Annotated in this window: 21 protein-coding genes; 17 read left to right on the top strand and 4 right to left on the bottom strand. The window is 63.2% G+C overall.

From position 1 onward, the window contains the following. The first annotated feature begins 13 nt into the window (after positions 1–13). Positions 14–547, top strand: a complete 534-nt coding sequence (gene def, locus PTE30175_RS16650) for a peptide deformylase (RefSeq protein WP_150698183.1) — start codon at positions 14–16, stop codon at positions 545–547. 40 nt (positions 548–587) lie between these two features. Here the strand turns inward: def and PTE30175_RS16645 are convergent, their stop codons facing one another. Genes PTE30175_RS16645 through map form a run of 3 tightly spaced genes read right to left on the bottom strand, consistent with a single transcriptional unit; the run spans position 588 to position 5,407 of the window. Continuing rightward, positions 588–1,973 carry a pseudouridine synthase gene (locus PTE30175_RS16645; RefSeq protein ID WP_150698182.1) on the bottom strand — a complete coding sequence of 462 codons (1,386 nt, stop codon included), beginning with the start codon at positions 1,971–1,973 and terminating at the stop codon, positions 588–590. Then, on the bottom strand, positions 1,970–4,534 hold the full coding sequence (locus tag PTE30175_RS16640) for a [protein-PII] uridylyltransferase (RefSeq protein WP_150698181.1): 2,565 nt from the start codon (positions 4,532–4,534) through the stop codon (positions 1,970–1,972). The genes PTE30175_RS16645 and PTE30175_RS16640 overlap by 4 nt, the downstream gene beginning before the upstream one ends. Positions 4,535–4,591: 57 nt before the next feature. Then, complete coding sequence (map, locus tag PTE30175_RS16635) at positions 4,592–5,407, bottom strand: type I methionyl aminopeptidase (RefSeq protein ID WP_150698180.1); 816 nt, start codon at positions 5,405–5,407, stop codon at positions 4,592–4,594. A 426-nt stretch (positions 5,408–5,833) separates the two neighbouring features. On the opposite strand from map, the gene rpsB reads away from it, so the two are divergent. From rpsB to PTE30175_RS16555, 16 genes are all read left to right on the top strand, one after another. Next, positions 5,834–6,586 carry a 30S ribosomal protein S2 gene (rpsB, locus tag PTE30175_RS16630; protein ID WP_150698179.1) on the top strand — a complete coding sequence of 251 codons (753 nt, stop codon included), beginning with the start codon at positions 5,834–5,836 and terminating at the stop codon, positions 6,584–6,586. A gap of 185 nt (positions 6,587–6,771) precedes the next feature. After that, positions 6,772–7,653, top strand: coding sequence for a translation elongation factor Ts (gene tsf / locus PTE30175_RS16625; protein WP_150698178.1), 882 nt, complete (start codon positions 6,772–6,774; stop codon positions 7,651–7,653). Positions 7,654–7,750: 97 nt separating this feature from the next. Then, positions 7,751–8,464: a UMP kinase gene (pyrH, locus tag PTE30175_RS16620; protein ID WP_150698177.1), complete on the top strand. Its 714-nt coding sequence runs from the start codon at positions 7,751–7,753 to the stop codon at positions 8,462–8,464. Positions 8,465–8,544: 80 nt separating this feature from the next. Then, entirely contained in the window at positions 8,545–9,105 is a 561-nt protein-coding gene (frr, locus tag PTE30175_RS16615) for a ribosome recycling factor (protein WP_150698176.1), read from the top strand. 55 nt (positions 9,106–9,160) lie between these two features. Beyond that, on the top strand, positions 9,161–9,940 hold the full coding sequence (uppS, locus tag PTE30175_RS16610; protein ID WP_150698175.1) for a polyprenyl diphosphate synthase: 780 nt from the start codon (positions 9,161–9,163) through the stop codon (positions 9,938–9,940). Then, positions 9,940–10,749: a phosphatidate cytidylyltransferase gene (locus PTE30175_RS16605; protein ID WP_150698174.1), complete on the top strand. Its 810-nt coding sequence runs from the start codon at positions 9,940–9,942 to the stop codon at positions 10,747–10,749. Before uppS ends, PTE30175_RS16605 begins: the two co-directional genes overlap by 1 nt. Before the next feature lie 3 nt (positions 10,750–10,752). Next, positions 10,753–11,961, top strand: coding sequence for a 1-deoxy-D-xylulose-5-phosphate reductoisomerase (gene ispC / locus PTE30175_RS16600; RefSeq protein ID WP_150698173.1), 1,209 nt, complete (start codon positions 10,753–10,755; stop codon positions 11,959–11,961). Beyond that, complete coding sequence (gene rseP, locus PTE30175_RS16595; RefSeq protein WP_150698172.1) at positions 11,958–13,334, top strand: RIP metalloprotease RseP; 1,377 nt, start codon at positions 11,958–11,960, stop codon at positions 13,332–13,334. The genes ispC and rseP overlap by 4 nt, the downstream gene beginning before the upstream one ends. A gap of 69 nt (positions 13,335–13,403) precedes the next feature. After that, entirely contained in the window at positions 13,404–15,707 is a 2,304-nt protein-coding gene (gene bamA, locus PTE30175_RS16590; RefSeq protein ID WP_150698171.1) for an outer membrane protein assembly factor BamA, read from the top strand. A 61-nt stretch (positions 15,708–15,768) separates the two neighbouring features. Further along, the gene (locus tag PTE30175_RS16585) at positions 15,769–16,272 is read left to right on the top strand and encodes an OmpH/Skp family outer membrane protein (protein ID WP_191629110.1); all 504 of its coding nucleotides are present in this window, start codon (positions 15,769–15,771) and stop codon (positions 16,270–16,272) included. Between the two features lie 13 nt (positions 16,273–16,285). Next, on the top strand, positions 16,286–17,344 hold the full coding sequence (lpxD, locus tag PTE30175_RS16580) for a UDP-3-O-(3-hydroxymyristoyl)glucosamine N-acyltransferase (protein WP_150698170.1): 1,059 nt from the start codon (positions 16,286–16,288) through the stop codon (positions 17,342–17,344). Then, positions 17,341–17,787: a 3-hydroxyacyl-ACP dehydratase FabZ gene (gene fabZ, locus PTE30175_RS16575; RefSeq protein WP_150698169.1), complete on the top strand. Its 447-nt coding sequence runs from the start codon at positions 17,341–17,343 to the stop codon at positions 17,785–17,787. The genes lpxD and fabZ overlap by 4 nt, the downstream gene beginning before the upstream one ends. Before the next feature lie 34 nt (positions 17,788–17,821). Then, complete coding sequence (gene lpxA / locus PTE30175_RS16570; protein ID WP_150698168.1) at positions 17,822–18,616, top strand: acyl-ACP--UDP-N-acetylglucosamine O-acyltransferase; 795 nt, start codon at positions 17,822–17,824, stop codon at positions 18,614–18,616. A 7-nt stretch (positions 18,617–18,623) separates the two neighbouring features. After that, the gene (gene lpxB, locus PTE30175_RS16565; protein WP_224788816.1) at positions 18,624–19,799 is read left to right on the top strand and encodes a lipid-A-disaccharide synthase; all 1,176 of its coding nucleotides are present in this window, start codon (positions 18,624–18,626) and stop codon (positions 19,797–19,799) included. Between the two features lie 95 nt (positions 19,800–19,894). Next, positions 19,895–20,521 carry a ribonuclease HII gene (gene rnhB, locus PTE30175_RS16560; RefSeq protein WP_150698285.1) on the top strand — a complete coding sequence of 209 codons (627 nt, stop codon included), beginning with the start codon at positions 19,895–19,897 and terminating at the stop codon, positions 20,519–20,521. A gap of 87 nt (positions 20,522–20,608) precedes the next feature. Further along, a complete protein-coding gene (locus tag PTE30175_RS16555; protein ID WP_150698167.1) occupies positions 20,609–21,391 on the top strand; it encodes a TrmH family RNA methyltransferase in 783 nt (260 codons plus the stop codon). Between the two features lie 72 nt (positions 21,392–21,463). Here PTE30175_RS16555 and ppsR read toward each other — a convergent pair whose 3' ends face one another. Then, complete coding sequence (gene ppsR / locus PTE30175_RS16550) at positions 21,464–22,315, bottom strand: posphoenolpyruvate synthetase regulatory kinase/phosphorylase PpsR (RefSeq protein WP_150698166.1); 852 nt, start codon at positions 22,313–22,315, stop codon at positions 21,464–21,466. Positions 22,316–23,251 lie beyond the last annotated feature (936 nt).

Genomic DNA, 23,251 nt, shown 5'->3' with positions numbered 1-23,251 from the left:
AAGGAACCCGCCGATGCTCTACGACATTCTGAAAATGGGCGATCCGCGCCTGCTGCGCATCGCCAAGCCGGTCGAGCAATTCGACACGCCGGAGCTGCACGCGCTGGTGGCCGACATGTTCGAGACGATGCACCATGCCAACGGCGCGGGGCTCGCCGCGCCGCAGGTCGGTGTCGATCTGCAAGTGGTGATCTTCGGTTTCAAGCATAACGACCGGTATCCCGACGCCCCGGAAGTGCCGGAAACGGTGCTCGTCAATCCGATCATCACACCGCTGACGCAAGACATGGAGGAGGGCTGGGAAGGTTGCCTGTCGGTGCCGGGGTTGCGCGGCATGGTCAACCGATATTCGATGCTGCGCTACGAAGGCTTCGACCAATATGGCAAACCGATCGACCGCGTCGCGGAAGGCTTCCATGCGCGTGTGGTGCAGCATGAATGCGATCACCTGATCGGCAAGCTGTATCCCATGCGGATCACGGATTTCACGAAGTTCGGCTTTACGGACATTCTGTTTCCCGGGCTCGATCCCGGCAGCGACGAGTGAGCGCCGCGCGGCGCATGGGTGCCATGCGCCGGCGTAGTATTTAGAAGCTTTCGCCCACGCGCAGATAGCGCCACTGACCGGCGGGCAGGTTGCCCAGCGCGATGCGGCCCATGCGCACGCGCTTCAATCCAGTGACATGGAGGCCGACCAGCTCGCACATGCGGCGGATCTGGCGCTTCTTGCCTTCCTTGAGCACAAAACGCAGCTGCTCGGGATTCTGCCAATCGACTTCGGCCGGTTTGAGCGCCTGTTCGTCGAGTTCCAGGCCGTGGCGCAGCAGCGCCAGGCGCGCCGCGGGGAATTGGGCCTGCACGTTTTCCGTGTACTCGCCGTAGGACACACGTACGAGATATTCCTTCTCCGTGTCGGAATCCTCGCCGATCAACTGGCGCGCCACGCGGCCGTCCTGCGTGAGTACGAGCAGGCCGGTCGAGTCGATGTCGAGACGCCCTGCGGGCGCGAGGCCGCGCAGATGTTGCGGGGAAAAGCGGATGCCGGCATCGTCTTCCGACCAGTGATTGTCGCGGGTGAGCAGGACGACGGCGGGTTCATAGCCGTCTTCGGCCTGGCCGGAGACATAGCCGACCGGCTTGTTCAGCAGGATCGTGACGCGCTGCGCCTGTTCGTTACGGGCGGCTTGCACGACCGTGATTTCCTGATCCGGCAGGATCTTTGCGCCGAGTTCGGCGATCACCTTTCCGTCGACGCGGACCCAGCCCTTGGCGATCCATTCATCGGCTTCCCGGCGCGAACACAGACCCAGTTCGGACATGCGCTTGGACAGGCGCAGCATGCCTTCGGCGTCGGCGTGAACCTTGGGTGGGGCGGCATCGCGGTTGCGGGCGCGGTCATCGTCACGGCGCGGCCCACGGCCGGTGCCGCTTCGGAAATCATCATCACGGCGCTTCACCGGACGGGCGAAATCGCCCTCGCTGCGCGGCGGTTTCGGGCCCGCGACACGTTCGCGTTGGGGGCGTGCCGGTGCATCGCCACGACGGTAGCCGTCGCGATCGTCGCCAAAGCGGCGGGTTTCCGGCGGGCGCGCGGTGGCCGGACGCGGCCGGCCGCCTGCGCCACTTGTGCCACCTGCTCCACTTGCGCCTCGATCATCCGTCCGTTTCGGGCGTCCCTCGAATCCGGCGCCAGCCCCGCTGCGCGGCGTACGCGCGCCACCCCCTCCCTGCGTACCCGGGGCACGGGCGCCATAGGGCTTCTTCGCGGCGGGCGCGCCCGCCTGTGCATCGCCGGCGGGACGCGCGCGCGGAGGCTTCTGCGCGGACTGCTTCGCCGCCCCGGCGCCTTCGAGCATGGCGGCGGGAATCGCCTTGGTCGGGCGGCGCAGGGCGCCAGGCCGCACGGGGGCGCGGGTCTTGTCAAGATTGCGGGGGTGTTTCGCGCCAAGCTTGGCGCGCGGGGTGTCGCTCATGGTTCCAGTGCTTCCAGTAATTCAGTTTCGACGGCGATCTGCAGGCGACTGTCCTGCAGGCGGCTGCCATCGAGCAAAAAGGTATCTTCGACACGCTCGCCGAGCGTGTTGATGCGCGCCGTGCGCACGCTGACGCGATGCCGGGCGAGAACCCGGGCGACCGCGTACAGCAGGCCAGTGCGGTCGTTGGCGGAGACCGACAGCAGGTAATACTGTCCGCGGTCGTCGGCGCGTAAATCCACGCGTGGCGTGACCGGGAAACTTCGCGAGCGGCGGGGCAGACGGCCCTTGCTGGGCTCGGGCAGCGGCTCGGCGCGCGTGATCAGGGCCGCCAGCTCCGATTCCACGAGACTGATAATGTCCCGGTAGCTCGTATCGAGGCCGGGGTCCGTGAGCAGGAAGTTGTCCAGCGCGTAGCCAAGGCTGGTGGTGTGCACCTTGGCATCGAGAATCGACAGTCCCTTGCGCTCGAAATAACCGCAAATGCGTGCAAACAGGTCGATCTGATCCGGTACGTACACCATCACCTGCAAACCCTCGCCGATCGGGGCAGGGCGCGCCTTGACGATCGGCGTCGGGCTGTTGACGTGGCGGCAAAGATGGCGCGTCTGCCAGGCGACATCGGCCGGATCGTTGCGCAGGAAGAACGCAACGTCGAGCGTGTTCCAGAGCGGCTCGTGGGCGTGATCGGGCACCGTGTAGAGCCGCAACAGGCCCAGGGCTTCTTCCTTGCGCGCCTTGAGTTGCGCGTGCGGATCAGGATTCGCGCCGCCAAGCACCTGCAGCGTCACGCGATACAGGTCTTCGAGCAGCTTGCCTTTCCACGCGTTCCAGACTTTCGGGCTGGTGCCGCGAATGTCCGCGACGGTCAGCAAATACAACGCAGTCAGGCGCCGTTCGTTGCCGACCTTTTCCGCAAAGCCCTTGATGACTTCCGGATCGGTCGTGTCCTGCTTCTGGGCGACCTGGCTCATTGTCAGATGTTCCCCGACGAGCCACACGACCAGGTCCGTATCCTCCTGCGACATGCCGTGCCGTACGCAGAAGCGCCGCGCGTCGACCATGCCGAGCGTGGAGTGATCGCCGCCGCGCCCCTTGGCGATATCGTGGAACAGCGCTGCGACGGTTAGCACCCAGGGACGATCGAAGTTCGCGATGAGCTGGCTGCAGAACGGATACTCGTGCGCATGCTCGGCCACGGCGAAGCGGCGGATGTTGCGCACGACCATCAGGATATGCTGGTCGACCGTGTAGACATGGTACAGATCGTGTTGCATCTGTCCGACCACGCGGCGGAAATTGATCAGGTAGCGGCCCAGCACGCTCGTCTGATTCATAAGACGAAGCGCGTGGGTAATGCCCTGCGGCTGCTGCAGGATCTCGAGGAACAGGCGGCGGTTCTCGGGATCGGCGCGCCATTGCGCGTTCATCAGGTCGCGCGCATTGTAGAGGGCGCGCAGCGTGCGTGCCGACAAGCCCTTGGTGCCGATGATCTTCTCGTACAGCAGGAAGGTCTCGAGAATGGCCGTCGGATCACGGGTAAAAAGGTCGTCGTCGACGATCTCGATCATTCCCTGCTTCTCGACGAAGCGCTCATTGAGCACGCGCGTGACGCCGCTCGTCTGCGGAAACAGCTTCGCTTCGACGTTCTGCAGCAAGACGGTGTTGAGCTGCGTCACCGCCTTGGCGGCCCAGTAATAGCGGCGCATCAGCTGTTCGCTGGCGCGCTTGGCGGCGGTGGCCTCGACGCCAAGACTCTCGGCCAGCGGGGTTTGCATATCGAACACGAGCACATCCTGACGGCGCTTGGCGAGCAAGTGCAGGCGGGCGCGAAGGCCCTTCAGGAATTGTTCGTTGCGGCGCAGCTCCTTGACTTCGCGTTCGGTCAGCAGCTCGCGTTCGAACAATTCGGCCCAACTATTGCCAAGCCCCGCGGCGCGTGTCATCCAGAGAATGACCTGCAAATCGCGCAGGCCGCCCGGACTCTCCTTGCAATTCGGCTCAAGGCTGTACGGGGTGTCCTGATACTTGGCGTGGCGCTGGCGCAGCTCGAGCTGCTTGCCGCGGAAGAATGCGCGGGGATCGAGCACTTCCGCGAAGCGGTGCTGGAACGTTTCGAACAAGGCCCTGTTGCCGGTCAGCAAGCGTGCTTCGAGCAGACTGGTTTCGACGGTGATGTCGGCATCCGCCTCGGCAATGCATTGATCGACGGAGCGCACGCTGCTGCCGATCTCGAGCCCCATGTCCCATAGGAACTGAATGAACGGCTCGACGTGGGGCGCCAGCGCATCGTCGGCGCCGTTGTCATGCAATACGAGGATGTCGACGTCCGAATGCGGGTACAGCTCGCCGCGTCCGTATCCGCCGACGGCCACGAGCGCGAGGCCATCGGGCATGCCGCAGGCGCGCCATGCGTCGCACATGGCGTGATCGACCGCGTGGCACATGCCGTGCAGCAAGGCGTCGATCTTGCCGTTCTGCGCGAAGCGGTCCAGCAACTCGGTCTTGCGGTCCTTCAAGGCTTGTCGGAGCGGGGAGTGGGCGTGCGCGCGCGCGTGCATGGGCGGCTTCCTCGGCGAGGGGTGGGGCCGGTGCGCGCTCGCGCCCCGGCCGAATCGTTACGCGGCGGTGGCCTGCGTGATGAATTCGGGAGGCTTGGGCGTGCCGGCGGAGACCGTCAGCACATCGTAGCCGGTGTCTGTCACGAGCACGGTGTGCTCCCATTGGGCCGACAAGCTGCGGTCGCGCGTTTTCACCGTCCATTGGTCCGGCATCGTGCGGATGTCGCGCTTGCCCGCGTTGATCATCGGCTCGATCGTGAAGATCATGCCGGCTTTCAGTTCCAGCCCGGTGCCCGGGCGGCCGTAGTGCAGGATCTGCGGATCCTCATGGAATACCTGGCCGATGCCGTGGCCGCAGTACTCGCGCACGACGCTGTAGCCCTGTGCTTCGGCGTGGACCTGGATGGCATGGCCGATATCGCCCAGGTGGGCACCCGGCTTGACCTGACGGATACCGAGCCACATGCACTCGAACGTGACCTGGGTCAGGCGCTTTGCCAGGATCGACCCTTCGCCGACAATGAACATGCGGCTGGTGTCGCCGAAATAGCCGTCCTTGATGACGGTGACGTCGATATTGAGCGCGTCGCCGTGTTTGAGGACCTTTTCGCCGGGAATGCCATGGCAGATCACGTCGTTGACGGAAATGCAGGTGGCCTTCGGATAGGGCGGATAGCCGGGCGGCTGATAGTTCAGCGGCGCAGGAACGGTCCCCTGTTCCTTGACCATGTATTCATGGCACAGACGGTCCAGCTCGCCGGTGGTGATGCCGGCCCGGATGTGCGGCGTGATGAAATCGAGCACTTCGCTGGCCAGGCGGCAAGCGACGCGCATCATTTCAATATCTTGGGCATTCTTCAGGGTGATGGCCATTGCTGGATCGGAATTTTGCGAGAACAATGCGCCATTATCGCATCAAAGCGCGTCTTTCGCCCTGCCGGCGCGGTGCCGGCCCCCGATTTGCGGTGCTTTCCGGGCGGCTGGCCGCGAGCGTGGCGAGTGGCGGGAGATTTTTCGGTGCGTCTCGCCGCCCGGATCGGCAAATACTTGCACGACTTGAGTGCGGGGCAGTGTCGATGCTATAATCTTTGGCTAAGCCGACGTCGGTTTTCGCAAGTTGCACCGGGTTATCCCTAGGGCGCGCGAATTCCACGAATTCCGATTCGGCTTGAAATTGTGAAATCGCAGGCCGGTGCAACCAGGGTGCCTTTTCCACGCAGATGCATGCCCCTGGCATGCATCGGATGCGCGGGCGGGGTACGGCAACCGGTCTAAGACCCAACCCTAACGGAGAATTACATGTCTGTCACGATGCGTCAGATGCTGGAAGCCGGCGTCCACTTCGGTCACCAAACGCGTTTCTGGAACCCGAAGATGGCCCCGTTCATTTTCGGCCATCGCAACAAGATTCACATCATCAACCTCGAAAAGACGTTGCCGATGTACCAGGACGCACTGAAGTATGTGCGTCAACTGGCCGCCAACCGCGGCACGATCCTGTTTGTGGGCACGAAGCGCCAGGCGCGCGACATCGTCGCTGAAGCGGCTGGCCGCGCTGGCCAGCCGTACGTCAACAACCGTTGGCTCGGCGGCATGCTGACGAACTTCAAGACCCTGAAGTCCTCGATCAAGAAGCTCAAGGACATGGAGCAGGCTCTGGAAGCCGGCGAACAAGAGCGCATGAGCAAGAAGGAAGCGCTGATGTTCGATCGCGAAATGGCCAAGCTGCAAAAGTCGATCGGCGGCGTGAAGGAAATGGGCGGCATGCCCGACGCGATTTTTGTTGTTGACGTCGGCTACCACAAGATTGCCATCACCGAAGCCAACAAGCTGGGCATTCCGGTGATCGCCGTGGTCGATACGAACCACTCGCCGGACGGCGTCGATTACGTCATCCCGGGTAACGATGACTCGAGCAAGGCCGTTGCGCTGTACGTCGAAGGCGTGGCCGACGCGATCCTGGAAGGCCGTGCGAACGCCGTCAAGGAAGTGGTCGAAGCCGTGCGCGGCGATGGCGGCGACGAATTCGTCGAAGTCAACGAAGAAGCGTAAGCGGGATTGCCGCTCTACAGCGGACGTGACGCGGATATCACGCAGACGTAATGCGAAAGGGGCTGCTGGTTGGGCCCCTTTTTTTTAAGTACAGATTTCCCTGCGTCGGGTGCGCGGGGCGCCGGAGCGGGGTACTTCGCCCGGCGTGCAGCACCCGGACTGAATCGATATAGAGGAGTTTAGAGATGCCGGCAATTACTGCAGCGATGGTAGGCGAACTGCGCGCCAAGACCGATGCGCCGATGATGGAATGCAAGAAGGCGCTGACCGAAGCCGACGGCGACATGGACCGTGCTGAAGAAATCCTGCGTGTCAAGCTGGGCAGCAAGGCCAGCAAGGCCGCAAGCCGCGTGACCGCCGAAGGCGTGGTCGCCGCGTTCATCGACGGCAGCAAGGGTGCGCTGGTCGAACTGAACTGCGAGACCGACTTCGTTGCCAAGAACGACGATTTCCTGAACTTCGCCGCGACCGTGGCCAAGCTCGTCGCCACGGAAAACCCGGCCGACGTCGCTGCCCTGAGCGCGCTGCCGGTGGACGGCTCGACGGTCGAGCAAGTCCGCACGGGCCTGATCGCCAAGATCGGCGAAAACCTGGCGATCCGCCGCTTCCAGCGCTATGACGTGAACGGCAAGCTGGCCGCTTACCTGCACGGCACGCGTATCGGCGTGATCGTCGAGTATGAAGGCGCAGACGAACAAGTGGGCAAGGACGTCGCGATGCACATCGCCGCGATGAAGCCGGTCTCGCTGTCGGCTGAACAAGTGCCGGCCGACCTGATCGAGAAGGAACGCAGCGTCGCCGCGCAAAAGGCGGCCGAATCGGGCAAGCCGGCCGAAATCGTCGCCAAGATGGTCGAAGGCAGCGTGCAGAAGTTCCTGAAGGAAGTCTCGCTGTTCAATCAGGCTTTCGTGAAGAACGACAAGCAGTCGGTCGAGCAAATGCTGGCGGCCGCCAACACGAACGTGAAGGGTTTCACGATGTTCGTGGTGGGTGAAGGGATCGAGAAGAAGCAGGACGATTTCGCGGCGGAAGTGGCAGCGCAAGTGGCGGCGGCCAAGAAGGCGTAATACCCCGAGTCGTAATGTTGTTCCGGGAGCGGCCTGGCTGCTCCCGTGTTTTATCCCGAATCCGCTCAGTGCCCACCCAGACTCCTTTAGGACCGCCATGTCTACAGCCTACAAACGCGTACTTCTCAAGCTCTCTGGTGAAGCCCTCATGGGCGATGACGCATTCGGCATCAACCGCGCCACCATCGAACGCATGGTCGCGGACATCGCCGAAGTCGTGCGCCTGGGCACGCAGCTGGCCATCGTGATCGGTGGCGGCAATATTTTTCGCGGTGTGGCGGGCGGCGCGGCCGGTATGGACCGCGCCACGGCTGACTACATGGGCATGCTGGCCACGATGATGAATGCATTGGCCCTGCAGGACGCCATGCGCCACGCCGGCATCGAAGCGCGCGTACAATCCGCATTGCGCATGGATCAGGTCGTCGAGCCGTACATCCGGCCCCGCGCGATTCGTCAGTTGGAAGAAGGCAAGGTCGTCATCTTCGCCGCCGGCACAGGCAATCCCTTCTTTACCACCGACACCGCGGCGGCGCTGCGCGGCTCGGAAGTGGGTGCGGAAGTCGTGCTCAAGGCCACCAAGGTGGACGGCGTCTACTCGGCTGACCCGAAGAAGGTGCCGGATGCCGTCAAGTACTCCACCATCAGCTTCGACGAGGCCATCTCGAAGAACCTGCAGGTGATGGATGCGACCGCGTTCGCACTGTGCCGCGACCAGAAGATGCCGGTACGCGTGTTCTCCATCGTGAAGCCGGGTGCGCTCAAACACGTGATCCTCGGTGAAGACGAGGGAACGCTCGTCCACGTTTGAGTTCAAAACGGCGTGGGTGTATCGAGACACACGCGCCGGTTATTCCGTTTGCGTCTTACTATCAAGGTTTGGAGGTTTTCATGACCGTTGCTGACGTCAAGAAGAGTGTCGAGCAAAAAATGCTGAAGTCGATCGAATCGTTCAAGGTCGATCTGGCCAAGATCCGGACGGGCCGTGCGCATACCGGCCTGCTTGATCATGTGCAAGTCGATTACTACGGTTCGATGGTGCCGATCTCGCAAGTCGCCAACGTGACGTTGGTCGACGGCCGTACCATCGGCGTCCAGCCGTGGGAAAAGAAGATGGTTGCCGTCGTCGAAAAGGCCATCCGCGAAGCGGATCTGGGCCTGAATCCGGCCACGCAGGGCGATCTGATCCGCGTGCCGATGCCTGCGCTCACGGAAGAACGCCGCCGCGAACTGATGAAGCTCGTGAAGTCCGAAGCCGAAGGCGCCAAGGTGGCCGTGCGCAATCTGCGCCGCGACGCCAACGAGGCGCTCAAGAAACTCGTCAAGGACAAGGATGCGTCGGAAGACGACGAGCGCCGTGCCGGCGACGACGTGCAGAAGCTGACGGACAAGTTTGTTGCTGAAATCGACAAGCTCGTGCAGACGAAAGAAGCCGAGATCATGACGGTCTGAGCGCACCCGCGCTCATCCGCCTGATTTCCGCTGATCTCGCAGGTTACGTCACCCAATGGGTTTTTCCAGCTCCACGCTCGCTGTCCCCGAGGCGCCCGGCACGCCGCGCCACATTGCCATCGTCATGGATGGCAATGGGCGTTGGGCCACGCGCCGCAAGCTGCCGCGCGTGGCTGGCCATGCGCGCGGCCTCGACGCCGTGCGCAATACCGTCGAAGCGTGCATGCGCCGGGGCGTCGAATATCTGACACTGTTCGCGTTCAGCTCCGAGAACTGGCGCCGTCCCGGTGAAGAGGTCTCGTTCCTGATGAAGCTGTTCATCTCCGCGCTCGAGCGCGAGATCGGCAAGCTCAGCGCGAACGGCATTCGCCTGCATGTTGTCGGTGCGCTCGAAGCGTTCGAGCCGCGCATCCAGCAACTGGTGCGCGAAGCCGAGCTGCGCACGCAAGACAACCACCGTCTTACCCTGACCATCGCCGCCAACTACGGCGGGCGCTGGGACATTCTCCAGGCGGCGCGCAAGCTTGCCGCACAGCGCGCGCTGCAAGGCCCCGAGGCGCTCGCCGCGCCGTTCGAGGAAGCTGACTTGGCGCCGCATCTCAGCATGGCGTACGCCCCCGAGCCCGATCTGTTCATCCGCACCGGCGGAGAGCAGCGCATCAGCAACTTTCTGTTGTGGCAACTGGCGTACACTGAACTCTATTTCACCGATAAATTCTGGCCGGACTTCGACGCTGCAACGCTCGACCTGGCGATCGCCGAGTTTCAGCAGCGCGAACGCCGATTTGGCCGCACCAGTGCACAGGTCAAGGGCTCCTCGGGACATCTCGCCTGATGCTCAAGACACGCGTTATCACCGCTGTCGTACTGCTGCTGATTCTTTTGCCCGTGATCTTCGCCGGTACGCCGGCGCAGTTTGCATGGCTCGCCGCCATCATCGTCACCGCCGCCGGCTGGGAATGGGCGCGCTTGATGGGCATGGGCGGTGTTGGCGCCGGATTCTATGGCGCAGTCTCGCTCGCAACCGTGGCGTTGACATGGCGCAGCGGCCTCGCCCTGTCCCATGTGTGGCTCAAGCCGGCTGCCCTGTTCTGGGTGTTGGCGGGGCCCTACGCCCTGATGCGCAGGCCGGCCACGAAGGGGGTTTGGCGGGCGCTGTTGCTGTGCGCGGGACCCGTCGTGCTGGTCGCTGCGTGGCAGGCGCTTTGCCTGGCACGTGAGCACGGCATTGCGTTCCTGTTGTCGGTGCTGGTGATCGTGTGGATCGCCGATACCGGCGCTTATTTCGCGGGCCGCACGTTCGGCCGCCGTAAGCTGGCGCCGTCGATCAGCCCCGGGAAATCGTGGGAAGGTGCGATCGGCGGCTGGCTGCTGGTGATGGCGGCTGCGGCGGGGGTGCTGTTCAGCGGATTGTCTGCCCCGACCATCGTTTCGCACTTGCGCGATACGGTCGGCCTGTCCGCCGGCATCCTGCTGCTCACGTTGCTCGTCGCGTTCAGCGTGGTGGGCGACCTGTTCGAATCGCAATTGAAGCGCCAGGCCGGCGTGAAGGATTCGAGCCATTTGTTGCCGGGGCATGGCGGCGTGCTTGACCGCATCGACGCGCTATTGCCCGTGCTCCCGCTGGCTTTGGTGTTCATCTGATTTATGTCGCAACGACTTGTCATTCTCGGCTCCACCGGCTCCATTGGCGTCAATACGCTCGATGTGGTGAGCCGCCATCCCGATCGCTTCACGGTGCACGCCCTGTCGGCGCATCGTAATCTCGAGCGCCTCTTCGAGCAGTGCGTGGCGTATCGTCCGGCGCTGGCCGTCGTGGCCGACGCCCACGGTGCCGCGGAACTCTCGGCGCGCCTGAGGGCGGCGGACGTACGTACCGAAGTGCGCCATGGCGCCGCCGCGCTCGTCGAGATTGCCGGCGCCGCCGAGGCGGATACCGTAGTGGCGGCCATCGTCGGTGCCGCAGGCCTGAATCCGGTGCTGGAGGCGGCGCGTGCCGGCAAACGGATCCTGCTCGCGAACAAGGAGGCGCTGGTATTGTCCGGCGCATTGTTCATGGCGACGGCCGAGCGCGCCGGTGCGACGCTGTTGCCGCTCGACAGCGAGCACAACGCGATTTTCCAATGCCTGCCTCGCGGCGCCGTTGCCGGCGGCGAGGGCGCGCGCGTGTTGCGCGGCGTGGAGCGTCTCGTGCTGACGGCGTCGGGCGGTCCATTCCGCGAACGGGAGCTGGCGTCGCTGCACGACGTGACACCCGACGAGGCGTGCGCGCACCCGAACTGGGTCATGGGCCGCAAGATTTCCGTCGATTCGGCCAGCATGATGAACAAGGGGCTCGAAGTCATCGAGGCGCACTGGCTGTTCGGCGTGTCCGCCGAGCGGATCGAGGTCCTGATTCATCCGCAAAGCGTGATCCATTCGATGGTGTCCTACACCGACGGCTCAATGCTGGCGCAACTCGGCAACCCCGATATGCGCACGCCGATCGCGCACGCGCTGGCATTTCCCGACCGGATTGCCTCAGGTGTGCGTCCGCTCGATCTTGCCGAGATCGGCAAGCTGACCTTCGAAGCGCCCGACCTGCGCCGTTTCCCGTGCCTGCGGCTGGCCTTCGAGGCGCTGCGCCGCGCCGGGACGGCGGGGGCATTGCTCAATGCCGCGAACGAAGTCGCCGTCGACGCCTTTCTTGCGGGCCGGATCCGATTTACCGACATCTCGCAGATCGTCGAGCACGTGCTCGACGCCGTCCCGGTCGGCCCCGCACTGTCGCTTGACGACGTGCTCGACGCCGACCGCCGCGCGCGCACGCTGGCGCAAACCCGAATCGCCGCCTTGCCGGCCCCGGCTACGTCATGACGCTGCTCAGCACCTTACTCGCTTTCGCGGTCGCCATCGGGGTCCTCGTGGTGTTCCACGAGCTCGGCCATTATTCCGTGGCGCGCGTGTGCGGCGTCAAGGTGCTGCGTTTTTCGGTCGGTTTCGGCCGGCCGCTGCTCAAGTGGACCAGCGGTCCCGACAAGACCGAATGGACCCTGTGTGCGCTGCCGCTGGGCGGCTATGTGCGCATGCTCGACGAACGGGACCCGTCCCAGGCCGTGTCGCCCGAGGATCGTCCACGGGCCTTCAACCGCCAGCCGGTCGCCAAGCGCATCGCCATTGTCGCGGCGGGCCCCGTGGCCAATTTCCTGCTCGCCATCGTCCTTTACACCGGGTTGAATCTGGCCGGCGTGACAGAACCGGTGGCGCGTCTGGCTGCGCCGGACGCCGGGACCGTTGCGGCGCGCGCGGGGCTGGCCGGCGGCGAGTTGATTACCGGCGTGCGCGAGCGTGTCGATGGCGGCGATTTGGGCGAGGCGGCGCCGGTCCGTTCCTGGGAGGACCTGCGCTGGAAACTGGTCGATCCCCTGTTGGCCGGCGAACGCGTGACGCTCGTCGTGCGGGCACCCGGCGGTACCTCGGAATATTCGATCGACGCGGGCGGCGTGCCGCTGGATGCCACGGGAGAGGACGATTTCATGCAGCGCCTGGGGCTGGTGCCCTCCGCACGCGTGAAAGTCGGCTCGTTGCTGCCGGGTGGCGCCGCCGAGAAAGCGGACCTGCGCGTGGGCGATGAAGTCACGGCACTCGACGGCCACCCGCTGGCTTCCGCCAAGGCGCTGGTCGACGCGGTGCACGCGCATGCCGGCCGCCCCTTGACGTTGACAATCAAACGGGACGGCGCCTTGCGCGACGTCACGCTTGTGCCGGTCGCCGACGCGGCCGATGCGGGCGCGCCCGTGGGCAAGATCGGCGCGGCGCTGGCGAGCCAGATGGAAATGGTCACGGTCCGTTACGGGCCGGTGGACGCGGTGTCGAAGGGGACGCAGCGGACGTGGGACGTCACTGCGTTCTCATTGAAAATGCTCGGCAAGATGGTGATCGGCCAGGCGTCGTTGAAGAACTTGAGCGGACCGGTGACCATCGCCGACTACGCGGGACGTTCGGCGCGTCTCGGCCTCGATTACTTTATCGCCTTTCTGGCCCTCGTCAGTATCAGCCTTGGCGTATTGAATCTCTTGCCGATTCCGGTTCTGGACGGTGGGTATCTGTTATATTATGCGGTCGAAGCGATCACCGGTCGGGCGGTTTCCGAGCGGTGGCAGAGCGCATTGCAGCGGATAGGGCTCCTCTGCATCTTGCTGCTCTCTGCCGTAGCACTTTTCAATGACCTGTCGAAGCTCCTGCGTTGACAGCGTCACGCGCCTGCCATTCGCGGGCAAATCCGAACTTACGGTTAAATAGATTCTTGGGGAAGCAAGTTGTCGAAAAAATACCACCTTGTTCCGAAGACCCTGGTAATTGCGGTTCTGGCGGCACATAGTTTCCTGGCGCACGCCGTTGAACCGTTCGTGGTCAAGGATATCCGAGTGGAGGGGTTGCAGCGCATCGAACCCGGCACCGTGTTTTCCTACTTGCCGGTCAAACCCGGCGAGACATTCAACGATGATAAGGGCACCGAAGCGATTCGTGCGCTCTACGCCACTGGCCTGTTCTCCGATGTTCGCGTCGAGGCAGTGGGCAACGTGCTGGTCGTGCATGTCGATGAACGCCCGGCGATCGCTACGATCGACTTTCTCGGCATCAAGGAATTCGACAAGGACGGGCTGAAGAAGGCCTTGCGTTCCGTCGGCCTGAACGAAGGCCGTACGTTCGACCGCAACCTGCTCGACAAGTCGGAGCAGGAGCTCAAGCGTCAGTACCTCACGCGCGGTTACTACGCTGCCGAGGTCAAGACCACGGTGACGCCGCTCGAGCGCAATCGCGTCGGCATCCAGTTCGCGGTGACGGAAGGCCCCAAGGCGACCATCCAGCAGATCAATTTCGTCGGCAACAAGGCGTTCTCGACCTCCGACCTGCGCGCGGAAATGGAACTGGGCACGCCGAACTGGCTGTCGTGGTATTCGAAGAACGACCTGTACTCGAAGGACAAGCTCACGGGTGACCTGGAGAAGCTCCGCTCGTTCTACCTGAATCGCGGCTACCTCGAGTTCAATATCGAGTCGACCGACGTGTCCATCACGCCGGACAAGAACGAGATGTTCCTGACGATCAACGTCCACGAAGGCGAACCGTACAAGGTCTCCGACGTGAAGTTGTCCGGCGAGATGCTCGGCAAGCAGGACGAAATCCAGAAACTCGTGCAACTGAAGGCCGGCGACACGTTCTCGGCCGCCAAGCTGCAAGCGAGCACCAAGGCCATTACCGACCTGCTGGGCAACTACGGCTTCGCGTTCGCGAATGTCAATGCCCAGCCGCAGATCGATCGCGCCAACCATACCGTTGCGCTGGCGATGGCTGTCGAGCCGGGCCGCCGCGTATACGTGCGCAAGATCAACATCGTCGGCAACTCGCGTACGCGCGATGAGGTCATCCGCCGCGAAATGCGCCAGCTCGAAAGCTCGTGGTTCGATTCGGACCGCCTGAAGCTGTCGCAGGACCGTATCAACCGCCTCGGGTACTTTACCGACGTGAATGTGACGACCGAGCCGGTGGCCGGTTCGAACGATCAGGTCGACCTGCAGGTCAAGGTGGCGGAAAAGCCGACCGGCACGATCAACGTCGGTGCGGGTTTCTCGTCCACGGACAAGGTGGTGTTGCAGGCCGGTATCAGCCAGGACAACGTGTTCGGTTCGGGCACGAGCCTTTCGGTGAACGTCAATACCGGCAAGACCTACCGTACCCTTCAGGTTACGCAGGTCGATCCGTACTTCACGGTCGACGGCGTGAGCCGTATCACGGACGTCTACTACCGCACGTATCAGCCGCTGCTGCTGTCGTCGAGCAGCGATTTCCGCATCAACACGCTGGGCGGCAACCTGAAGTTCGGCGTGCCGTTTTCGGAAGTCGATACGGTGTTCTTCGGCCTGGGTTTCGAGCAGACGCGCCTGAAGCTGACGACCGACGGCACCACGCCGCAACGTTACACGGACTACGCGAATCAATTTGGCTTCGTCAGCAACAACTACCCGCTGACGGTCGGCTGGTCGCGCGATTCGCGTGACAGTGCCCTGATCCCGAACCGCGGTCACTACCAACAGGCCAACCTGGAACTCGGTACGCCGATCGGGACGACCAAATACTATCGCGCGTACTACCAGCACCAGTTCTACTATCCGGTGAGCCGTGGCTTCACGCTGGCGCTCAACGGCGAAGTCGGTTACGGTCACGGCCTGCACGGCCAGCCGTTCCCGATCTTCAAGAACTACTACGCGGGCGGTATCGGCTCGGTGCGCGGCTACGAGCCGAGCTCGCTGGGTCCGAAGGACACCAACGGCGATCCGATCGGTGGCGCATCGAAGCTGATCGGCAACGTCGAATTGACGTTCCCGCTGCCGGGCACCGGCTATGACCGTACGCTGCGTATCTTCACGTTCTTCGACGGCGGTAACGTATTCGATAACGGCCAGGCGATTACGGTCAATAACCTGCGCTATTCTTACGGCTTCGGCCTGTCGTGGATTTCGCCGATCGGTCCGTTGAAGATCAGCATGGGTTTCCCGCTCACGAAAAAGCCGGGCGATCAGTATCAGAAGTTCCAGTTCCAGGTCGGTACATCGTTCTGATGCCCTTGGCCAATCTGGTTCCGAACGTCATATTGTTGTAAGGGGTAACACTTTGAACGGTATCCGCAAGCACCTGACGCGCGGCTTCGCCGCCGTATTGCTGACCGGCGCCGCTTTGTCGGCATGGGGTCAGGAAGCGCGCATCGCCGCGGTCAATTCCGACCGCATCCTGCGGGATTCCACGCCGGCCAAGAACGCGCAGTCCAAACTCGAGGCGGAATTTTCGAAGCGTGACAAGGATCTGCAGGACCTGGCGCAGCGTCTGAAAGTCATGTCGGAAAAGATGGACAAGGACGGCGCGACGCTGAGCGACGTGGAGCGGGGACGGCGCCAGCGCGACCTTTCCCAGGCCGACGTCGAATTCCAGCGCAAGCAGCGCGAGTTCCGGGAAGACCTCAATCAGCGCCGCAACGAGGAACTTGCCGCTGTGCTCGAGCGTGCCAATAAAGTGATCAAGCAGATCGCCGAGCAGGAGAAGTACGACCTGATCGTGCAGGAAGCCGTGTACGTGAGCCCGCGCATCGACATCACGGACAAGGTGCTGAAGGTGCTTAACGGCAAGTAAGGAACGGTTGCTCATGACTGTCACGCTGGACCAAATCGTCGCCCGCTTCGGCGGCGACCTGATCGGTGGCGGCAACGTCGCGATCGAGGGCTTGGCGCCGCTCGATCGGGCGGGGGCGCACCAACTCGCTTTTTTGTCCAATCCGCTGTATCTCGCGCAAGTCGCCGATTCGGGCGCCGCCGCCGTTATCCTCTCTCGCGCCGACTTCGACAAGCTGACGGGGCATGACGGCCGCAGCTGGATCGTGGCGCCGAACCCCTACGCGTATTTTGCGCGTGTCGCCCAGATGTTCGCCGCCGCCGCGGAACCTGCAGTGGTGGCGGGGGTGCACCCCAGTGCCGTGGTGGACCCGTCGGCGGTGGTGCCGGCGTCGGCCAGCGTCGGCCCGCAAGTCGTGATCGAAGCGGGCGTGCGCCTGGGCGAGCGCGTGCGCATTGTCGGCAACGTCTTCATCGGACGAGGTTCGACGATCGGCGACGACACGCTGATCTACGCCAACGCCACCCTGTATCACGCGAGCGTGATCGGTGCGCGCTGCATTATCCACGCCGGGGCCGTGATCGGCTCCGACGGTTTCGGCTTCGCGCCCGATTTCACCGCTGCCGGCGGTGAATGGGTCAAGATCCCGCAGGTGGGGCGCGCCGTAATCGAAGATGATGTCGAAATCGGCGCGTCGACGTCGATCGACCGTGGCGCGATGGCCGATACGGTCATCGAGCGCGGCTGCAAGATCGACAATCAGGTGCAAATCGGTCACAACGTGCGCGTGGGCGCCTACACAGTGATCGCAGGCTGCGCGGGCATTGCCGGCAGCAGCACCATTGGTCGCCATTGCATGATCGGCGGGGCCGTCGGGGTTGCCGGCCATGTCACGATCGGCGATCGCGTCATCGTTACCGCCAAGTCCGGCGTCTCGAAATCAATTCCGGGACCGGGCGTCTACACCAGCGCGTTTCCGGCGGTGCCGAACGCGGAATGGAACAAAAACGCGGCGATCATGCGCAATCTGGACAAGATGCGCGATCGTCTGCGCCAACTCGAAGCAAAGGTTAAAGGCTTGCAAGAAAAATGAGCGAGTTCAACTGCAACATCGATATCCACAAGATTCTGAAGCTGCTGCCGCATCGTTACCCGATGCTGATGGTCGATCGCGTGATTGCCCTGGAGCCGCACAAGAACATCAAGGTCATCAAGAATGTGACCATCAACGAACCGTTCTTCGCGGGCCATTATCCGCAGCGTCCGGTGATGCCGGGCGTGCTGATCGTCGAGGCGCTGGCGCAGGCCGCCGCGCTGCTCGCATTCTCGGAAGAGGGGGGGCGCGACGAGAACACGCTCTACTATTTTGCGGGTATCGAGAACGTTCGCTTCAAGCAGATGGTCGAACCGGGCGACCAACTGATTCTTGACGTCGAGTTCGTGCACAAGAAGCTCCACGTGTACAAATTCAAGGGGCGCGCGATGGTGGGCGACAAGGTGGCTGCAACCGCCGAGTTCACCTGCGTAGTCAAGTAGACCGACGTTACGGCTTGAGCGAACTGGTATTCCTATGGCGAACATCCATCCTACTGCGGTAGTCGATCCCAAAGCCCAATTGGCCGATGACGTGATCATCGGGCCGTATGCGGTGGTCGGCCCCAACGTTACTCTCGGCGCGCGCACCCAGGTCGGTTCGCATAGCGTCATCGAAGGGCACACCACCCTCGGCGAAGACAACAAGATCGGGCATTTCTCGGTCATCGGCGGCGAGCCGCAAGACATGAAGTACGCCGGCGAGCCGACGCGGCTCGTGATGGGCGACCGTAACCGGATCCGCGAATTCGTCACGATCCACACCGGTACGGTACAGGATGGCGGCCTGACCAGTGTCGGCAGCGACAACTGGATCATGGCCTACGTGCATATCGCCCACGATTGCCATGTCGGCGACCGCACCGTGTTTTCGAGCAACGCCCAATTGGCCGGCCACGTGCATGTGGACGACTGGGCGATCATCGGCGGCATGACCGGCGTGCACCAGTTTGTGCGTATTGGTGCGCATGCCATGATCGGTGGCGCGTCGGTGCTGGTACAGGACGTGCCGCCGTTCGTGATTGCCTCGGGCGATCGTGCCACGCCGCATGGCGTCAATGTCGAAGGCCTGCGCCGTCGCGGTTTCTCGGCCGATGCGATCACCGCGCTGCGCAACGTCTACAAGGTGCTGTACAAGAACGGGCTGACCCTTGAGGAAGCCAAGAAGGAAATCGAAGCGATCGCCGCCGGTGCAAGTGCGCCCGACGTGAACGCGCCTGTGCGCGAGCTTCTCGATTTTCTCGGTACCGCTTCGCGCGGCATCATTCGGTAAGTCGCGCATGTCGGCGCTTTCGAATGGCGCCGGCGAGCGCACCCTGGCCATGGTGGCCGGCGAGCTGTCCGGCGATCTCATCGCCGGCAGCGTGCTGGCCGGCCTGAAGGGGCGTTGGCCGGCAGATGTTGCGTATGCCGGCGTCGGCGGCCCGCACATGGCAGAGCAGGGTTTCGACGCCCTGTGGCCGGTCGACAAGCTCTCGGTCATGGGCTATGTCGAAGTCATCAAGCATCTGCGCGAAATCCTCGCGATCCGCAAGCAATTGCGCGAACGCTGGCTGGCCGACAAGCCGCTCGGCTTTGTCGGCATCGACGCCCCCGACTTCAACTTCGATCTCGAAATCGCCTTGCGCGAGGCTGGCGTGCCGACGATCCATTTCGTCAGCCCGTCGATCTGGGCGTGGCGCGGCGGCCGTATCAAGAAGATCAAGCGCGCCGTCGATCATATGCTGTGCCTGTTTCCGTTCGAGGTCGAAATCTACGAACGTGCGGGCATCGATGCGACTTTCGTCGGCCATCCGCTGGCCGACAAGATCCCCCTCGAACCGGATGTGGCGGGCGCGCGTGCGGAACTGGGCCTGACAGGCGATGGCCCTGTCGTGGCTGTATTGCCGGGCAGCCGAGCCTCGGAAGTCCAGCGCATCGGGCCGGTATTTTTTGCGGCGATGAAGCGCCTGGCGGCGCGCGAACCGGCGATCCGCTTCGTGCTGCCGGTGGCGACGCCGCGTTTGCGCGGCATGCTGCAGCCGCTGTTCGATCAATATCCGGAACTGGCGCTGACGATCACCGACGGGCGCGCGCATGTTGCGATGGAAGCGTCGGACAGCGTGCTGCTCGCAAGCGGTACCGCGACGCTCGAAGCAGCGTTGTACAAGAAGCCGATGGTCATTTCCTACAAGGTGCCCTGGCTCACCGCGCAAATCATGAAGCGGCAGGGGTATCTGCCGTATGTCGGCTTGCCGAACATCCTGTCGGGCGAATTCGTCGTGCCGGAGCTGTTGCAGCACTTCGCAACACCGGAGGCGCTGGCCGATGCCGTGTGGCAGCAACTGCGCGACGTGTCGCTGCGGGATGCCCTGCATGAGCGATTTACCCGTTTGCATCACACGTTGCGCCAGGGGACTGCCGAACGCGCCGCCGAGGTGATCGATCGCGTGCTGCGCGCCAAGGGGCGACTTTGAGCCCGCCCGCGGTGAAGTCGGCGGTGAAGCCGACTGTGAAGCCGGCCGTGACGCGCGCGGGCCGCACACCGGGCAAGCCTGCACCGGTGCCGCAGATGTCGCTCGATTTTTCGTTCATCGCCGACCCGGCGCTGACCTGCGGCGTGGATGAAGTGGGCCGCGGCCCGCTCGCCGGTCCGGTCGTGACGGCGGCGGTCATTCTCGATCCGGCTCGTCCCATCGAGGGATTGGCCGATTCGAAGAAATTGACGGCCCGGCGCCGCGAGGCGCTTTTCGACGAAATCGCCGAGAAAGCCCTGGCGTTCTTCGTGGCCGAGGCGAGCGTCGAAGAAATCGACTCGCTCAACATCCTGCATGCCACGATGCTCGCCATGCAACGCGCCGTGGCGGGCCTGCCCCGTGTGCCGGCGCTGGCGTTGATCGACGGGAACCGTTGCCCGCAGTTGCCGATGCCCGCGCAAGCCATTGTCAAGGGGGACGACAAGGTCCCGGCCATTTCGGCGGCGTCGATCCTTGCCAAAGTCACCCGCGACCGTCAATTGACGGCATTGCACGAACAGTTCCCGCAATACGGTTTCGACGAACATGCCGGCTACGGCACGCCGCGCCATCTTGCGGCATTACGGGCGTTCGGGCCGACGCCGCATCATCGCCGCTCGTTTGCCCCGGTGCGCGAGGCGTTCGAAGCCTTCGGCCTGTCGCTGGCGGACCTACCGTATTAGGCCCGGCGGGCGTATCCTGCCGGCGTATGCCGACGAACGCCTGCACATTGTGCGCGGGCAGCGCGGCGGCGGCCACGAATTCACGCCATGAAACTCATCAGTTCCAAAGACAATCCGTTCTACAAACGCCTGAAACTGCTCGCGCAGTCGAGCCACCAGCGCCGGCGTACCGGGCAGACGCTGCTCGAAGGCGTACATCTGGCCGACGCCTATCTCGGTGCGGTCGGGCAGCCTTTGGCGTGCGTGGTCGCCGAGCCGGCATTGCATGATCCCGAGGTGGCGGCCATCTGGGCGCGCGTCGAAGACTCGCTGCGTGTCTGTTTGCCGGAAACGCTGTTCGAGCCCCTGTCGACGCTGGTCAATGGCGTCGCCCTGGTATTCCTGATCGATATGCCGGCGGGGCATTTGCCGAAGCGGCAGACAACCGATTGCGTGATTCTGGACGCGGTGCAGGATGCGGGCAACGTCGGCTCGATCCTGCGCACTGCGGCGGCGGCGGGTGTGCGCGACGTGTTCTGTACGTCCGGCACGGCATTGTGCTGGTCGAGCAAGGTACTGCGCGCCGGCATGGGCGCACATTTCATGCTCAATATCGTGGAACACTGCCCGGCGGACGCGTTGGCCCCGCGGCTGGGCGTGCCGCTGCTCGCCACGAGTCTGCAGGCGCAAACGTCGCTCTACGGACAGGATCTGCGCCGGCCGGTGGCGTGGGTATTCGGCAACGAGGGGGCGGGGGTATCGCAGGCGTGGCTCGACCGGATCGAGACGCCAGTCCGGATTCCGCAGCCGGGCGGCATGGAATCATTGAATGTTGCGGCGTGCGCCGCGATTTGCCTGTTCGAGGCCGTCAGGCAGCGCGACGAAGCCTGACGGTGTTCCAGCCTTCGGCGCAGGCGCGGACGATGCGCGCCGCGTGCAATGGGCCGAAGGGCGACGGGACGGTCAGTACCCGTCGCGCTCGAGCTTGATTTCCTGCAGGATGGTCGTCGCAATTTCCTCGATCGACTTATGCGTCGACGAAAGCCACTTGATGCCTTGACGGCGCATCATGGCCTCGGCTTCGTTGACTTCATAACGGCAGTTTTCCAGCGCCGCATACTTGCTGCCCGGGCGCCGTTCGTTACGGATTTCCGACAGCCGCGCCGGATCGATCGACAGCCCGAAAATCTTCTCCTTGAACTGGTCGAGCGTCGAAGGCAGCTTCTGGCGCTCGAAATCGTCCGGAATCAACGGATAGTTCGCCGCCTTCACCCCGTATTGCAGGGCCAGATACAGGCTGGTCGGCGTCTTGCCGCTGCGTGACACGCCCACGAGGATCACGTCGGCGCTCTGCAGGTTCTTGTTCGATTGGCCATCGTCGTGCGCCAGCGAGAAGTTGATCGCCTCGATGCGGTTTTTGTACGCCTCGCTGTCCGCGTTCTGGTGGACCCGCCCGATGGCATGCATCGACTTGAGGTTGAGTTCGAGTTCCAGCGGCTCGATGAATGTCTGGAACATGTCGAGCACCAGGCCCTGCGTGTTACGGACGATCTCGTTGGCGCGGCTGTCGACCAGCGTTGTGAAGACGATGGGCCGAATCCCTTCGCTCCGATACATTTCATTGATCCGTTGCGCCACTTCATAGGCTTTGTCTACGGAATCGATGAATGGGACGCGAATCTGACGGAAACGCATCTCGAACTGCGCGAGGATCGAATGGGCAAATGTTTCGGCGGTAATGCCGGTACCGTCGGAGACGATGAAGACCGGGCGGGGCAGCGCCGGCGGCGCGATAGGAGTGTTCTGGGCGCTCATGGCAGGCGGGTTCGCTTTGGCTTCGCAAAATGGTGCGTCGCACGGTAGAATAGCGGCAACTGTGCGACACGTGCTCGTGTCCGGATCGGACCTCGTCCGTAATAGAGGAAGCCCCAACCGTGAGGCGGGCGGTAGATTATAAAACGATTTATCTGAACAAGGCTTGTCCTTAGGGTCAGAGGAAACAGCAAAGTCGGGTCTTCACGGCCTGGCTTTGCCGGTGTAGAGACCGTTGGGCGGTTTCGCCAACAGTCCTCGCACCGCAGCTACCTGATTACCGTCAGGTACCGCAGTCGGCGGCATTATTTCCGCCGACAAGGCGGGGGTAATGGTTGTGCTTTCGGAGCCTTCGAGCTCCGGATTGTGAAAAGGAAACGAGCGAAGCTCGGTGTGTCATTGTTCGACCCCATCCGAGGCTTGGGTGGGTGTAGTGAACCTGCTATACGACTAGCAGTAGCCTAGGAAGACATGCGTTGCTGGTAACGGCAGGGTGTGAAGCTCTTCCGACAACGTATCCCCCGGAAGTTTCGGGCGTGTCGATCCTGTGAAGGGTCGGTGCGGATACTCCTAGCAGCAAGGGGGTAAAGGAGCAAGGCTGGCTGAAATGGTCAACGTAAAGTGAACTGCTGATAAACCTCGTCACTATTGAAGAGCCAAAGCTGCTTGCGGTATCGGGCTCTAGCCAAAATGGCATACGGTCGGTTGACCCACTGGTTGCTTGGGTTACGTCGTCATCAGACCGTCGGGGAAAAGGCAGGACCTGCCTCAGTCGTGTGACATGCCGGGAACGTGGTAAGCCCGTATCGTCGCTGGTCGAAGTCGACCAGCAAGGTGTTCCGCGAGGGGCACTGATGGCGGTGCGGGTATGGGATGACGGAAAAAGCGAAGGCTGGCCTGTAATCGGCCGGATAGGGGTTGAGACATTACCCCACGCGA

The organism is Pandoraea terrae, assembly GCF_902459695.1.
Taxonomy (GTDB): domain Bacteria; phylum Pseudomonadota; class Gammaproteobacteria; order Burkholderiales; family Burkholderiaceae; genus Pandoraea; species Pandoraea terrae.
Note: the sequence above shows the minus strand (reverse complement) of the source record. Positions and strands in the feature narration are given on the sequence as shown.

Bases quoted from the DNA above. Each gene is read 5' to 3' on its own strand.
- def (WP_150698183.1), top strand. From the start codon at position 14: ATGCTCTACGACATTCTGAAAATGGGCGATCCGCGCCTGCTGCGCATC.
- PTE30175_RS16645 (WP_150698182.1), bottom strand. From the start codon at position 1,973: ATGAGCGACACCCCGCGCGCCAAGCTTGGCGCGAAACACCCCCGCAAT.
- PTE30175_RS16640 (WP_150698181.1), bottom strand. From the start codon at position 4,534: ATGCACGCGCGCGCGCACGCCCACTCCCCGCTCCGACAAGCCTTGAAG.
- map (WP_150698180.1), bottom strand. From the start codon at position 5,407: ATGGCCATCACCCTGAAGAATGCCCAAGATATTGAAATGATGCGCGTC.
- rpsB (WP_150698179.1), top strand. From the start codon at position 5,834: ATGTCTGTCACGATGCGTCAGATGCTGGAAGCCGGCGTCCACTTCGGT.
- tsf (WP_150698178.1), top strand. From the start codon at position 6,772: ATGCCGGCAATTACTGCAGCGATGGTAGGCGAACTGCGCGCCAAGACC.
- pyrH (WP_150698177.1), top strand. From the start codon at position 7,751: ATGTCTACAGCCTACAAACGCGTACTTCTCAAGCTCTCTGGTGAAGCC.
- frr (WP_150698176.1), top strand. From the start codon at position 8,545: ATGACCGTTGCTGACGTCAAGAAGAGTGTCGAGCAAAAAATGCTGAAG.
- uppS (WP_150698175.1), top strand. From the start codon at position 9,161: ATGGGTTTTTCCAGCTCCACGCTCGCTGTCCCCGAGGCGCCCGGCACG.
- PTE30175_RS16605 (WP_150698174.1), top strand. From the start codon at position 9,940: ATGCTCAAGACACGCGTTATCACCGCTGTCGTACTGCTGCTGATTCTT.
- ispC (WP_150698173.1), top strand. From the start codon at position 10,753: ATGTCGCAACGACTTGTCATTCTCGGCTCCACCGGCTCCATTGGCGTC.
- rseP (WP_150698172.1), top strand. From the start codon at position 11,958: ATGACGCTGCTCAGCACCTTACTCGCTTTCGCGGTCGCCATCGGGGTC.
- lpxD (WP_150698170.1), top strand. From the start codon at position 16,286: ATGACTGTCACGCTGGACCAAATCGTCGCCCGCTTCGGCGGCGACCTG.
- fabZ (WP_150698169.1), top strand. From the start codon at position 17,341: ATGAGCGAGTTCAACTGCAACATCGATATCCACAAGATTCTGAAGCTG.
- lpxA (WP_150698168.1), top strand. From the start codon at position 17,822: ATGGCGAACATCCATCCTACTGCGGTAGTCGATCCCAAAGCCCAATTG.
- lpxB (WP_224788816.1), top strand. From the start codon at position 18,624: ATGTCGGCGCTTTCGAATGGCGCCGGCGAGCGCACCCTGGCCATGGTG.
- rnhB (WP_150698285.1), top strand. From the start codon at position 19,895: ATGTCGCTCGATTTTTCGTTCATCGCCGACCCGGCGCTGACCTGCGGC.
- PTE30175_RS16555 (WP_150698167.1), top strand. From the start codon at position 20,609: ATGAAACTCATCAGTTCCAAAGACAATCCGTTCTACAAACGCCTGAAA.
- ppsR (WP_150698166.1), bottom strand. From the start codon at position 22,315: ATGAGCGCCCAGAACACTCCTATCGCGCCGCCGGCGCTGCCCCGCCCG.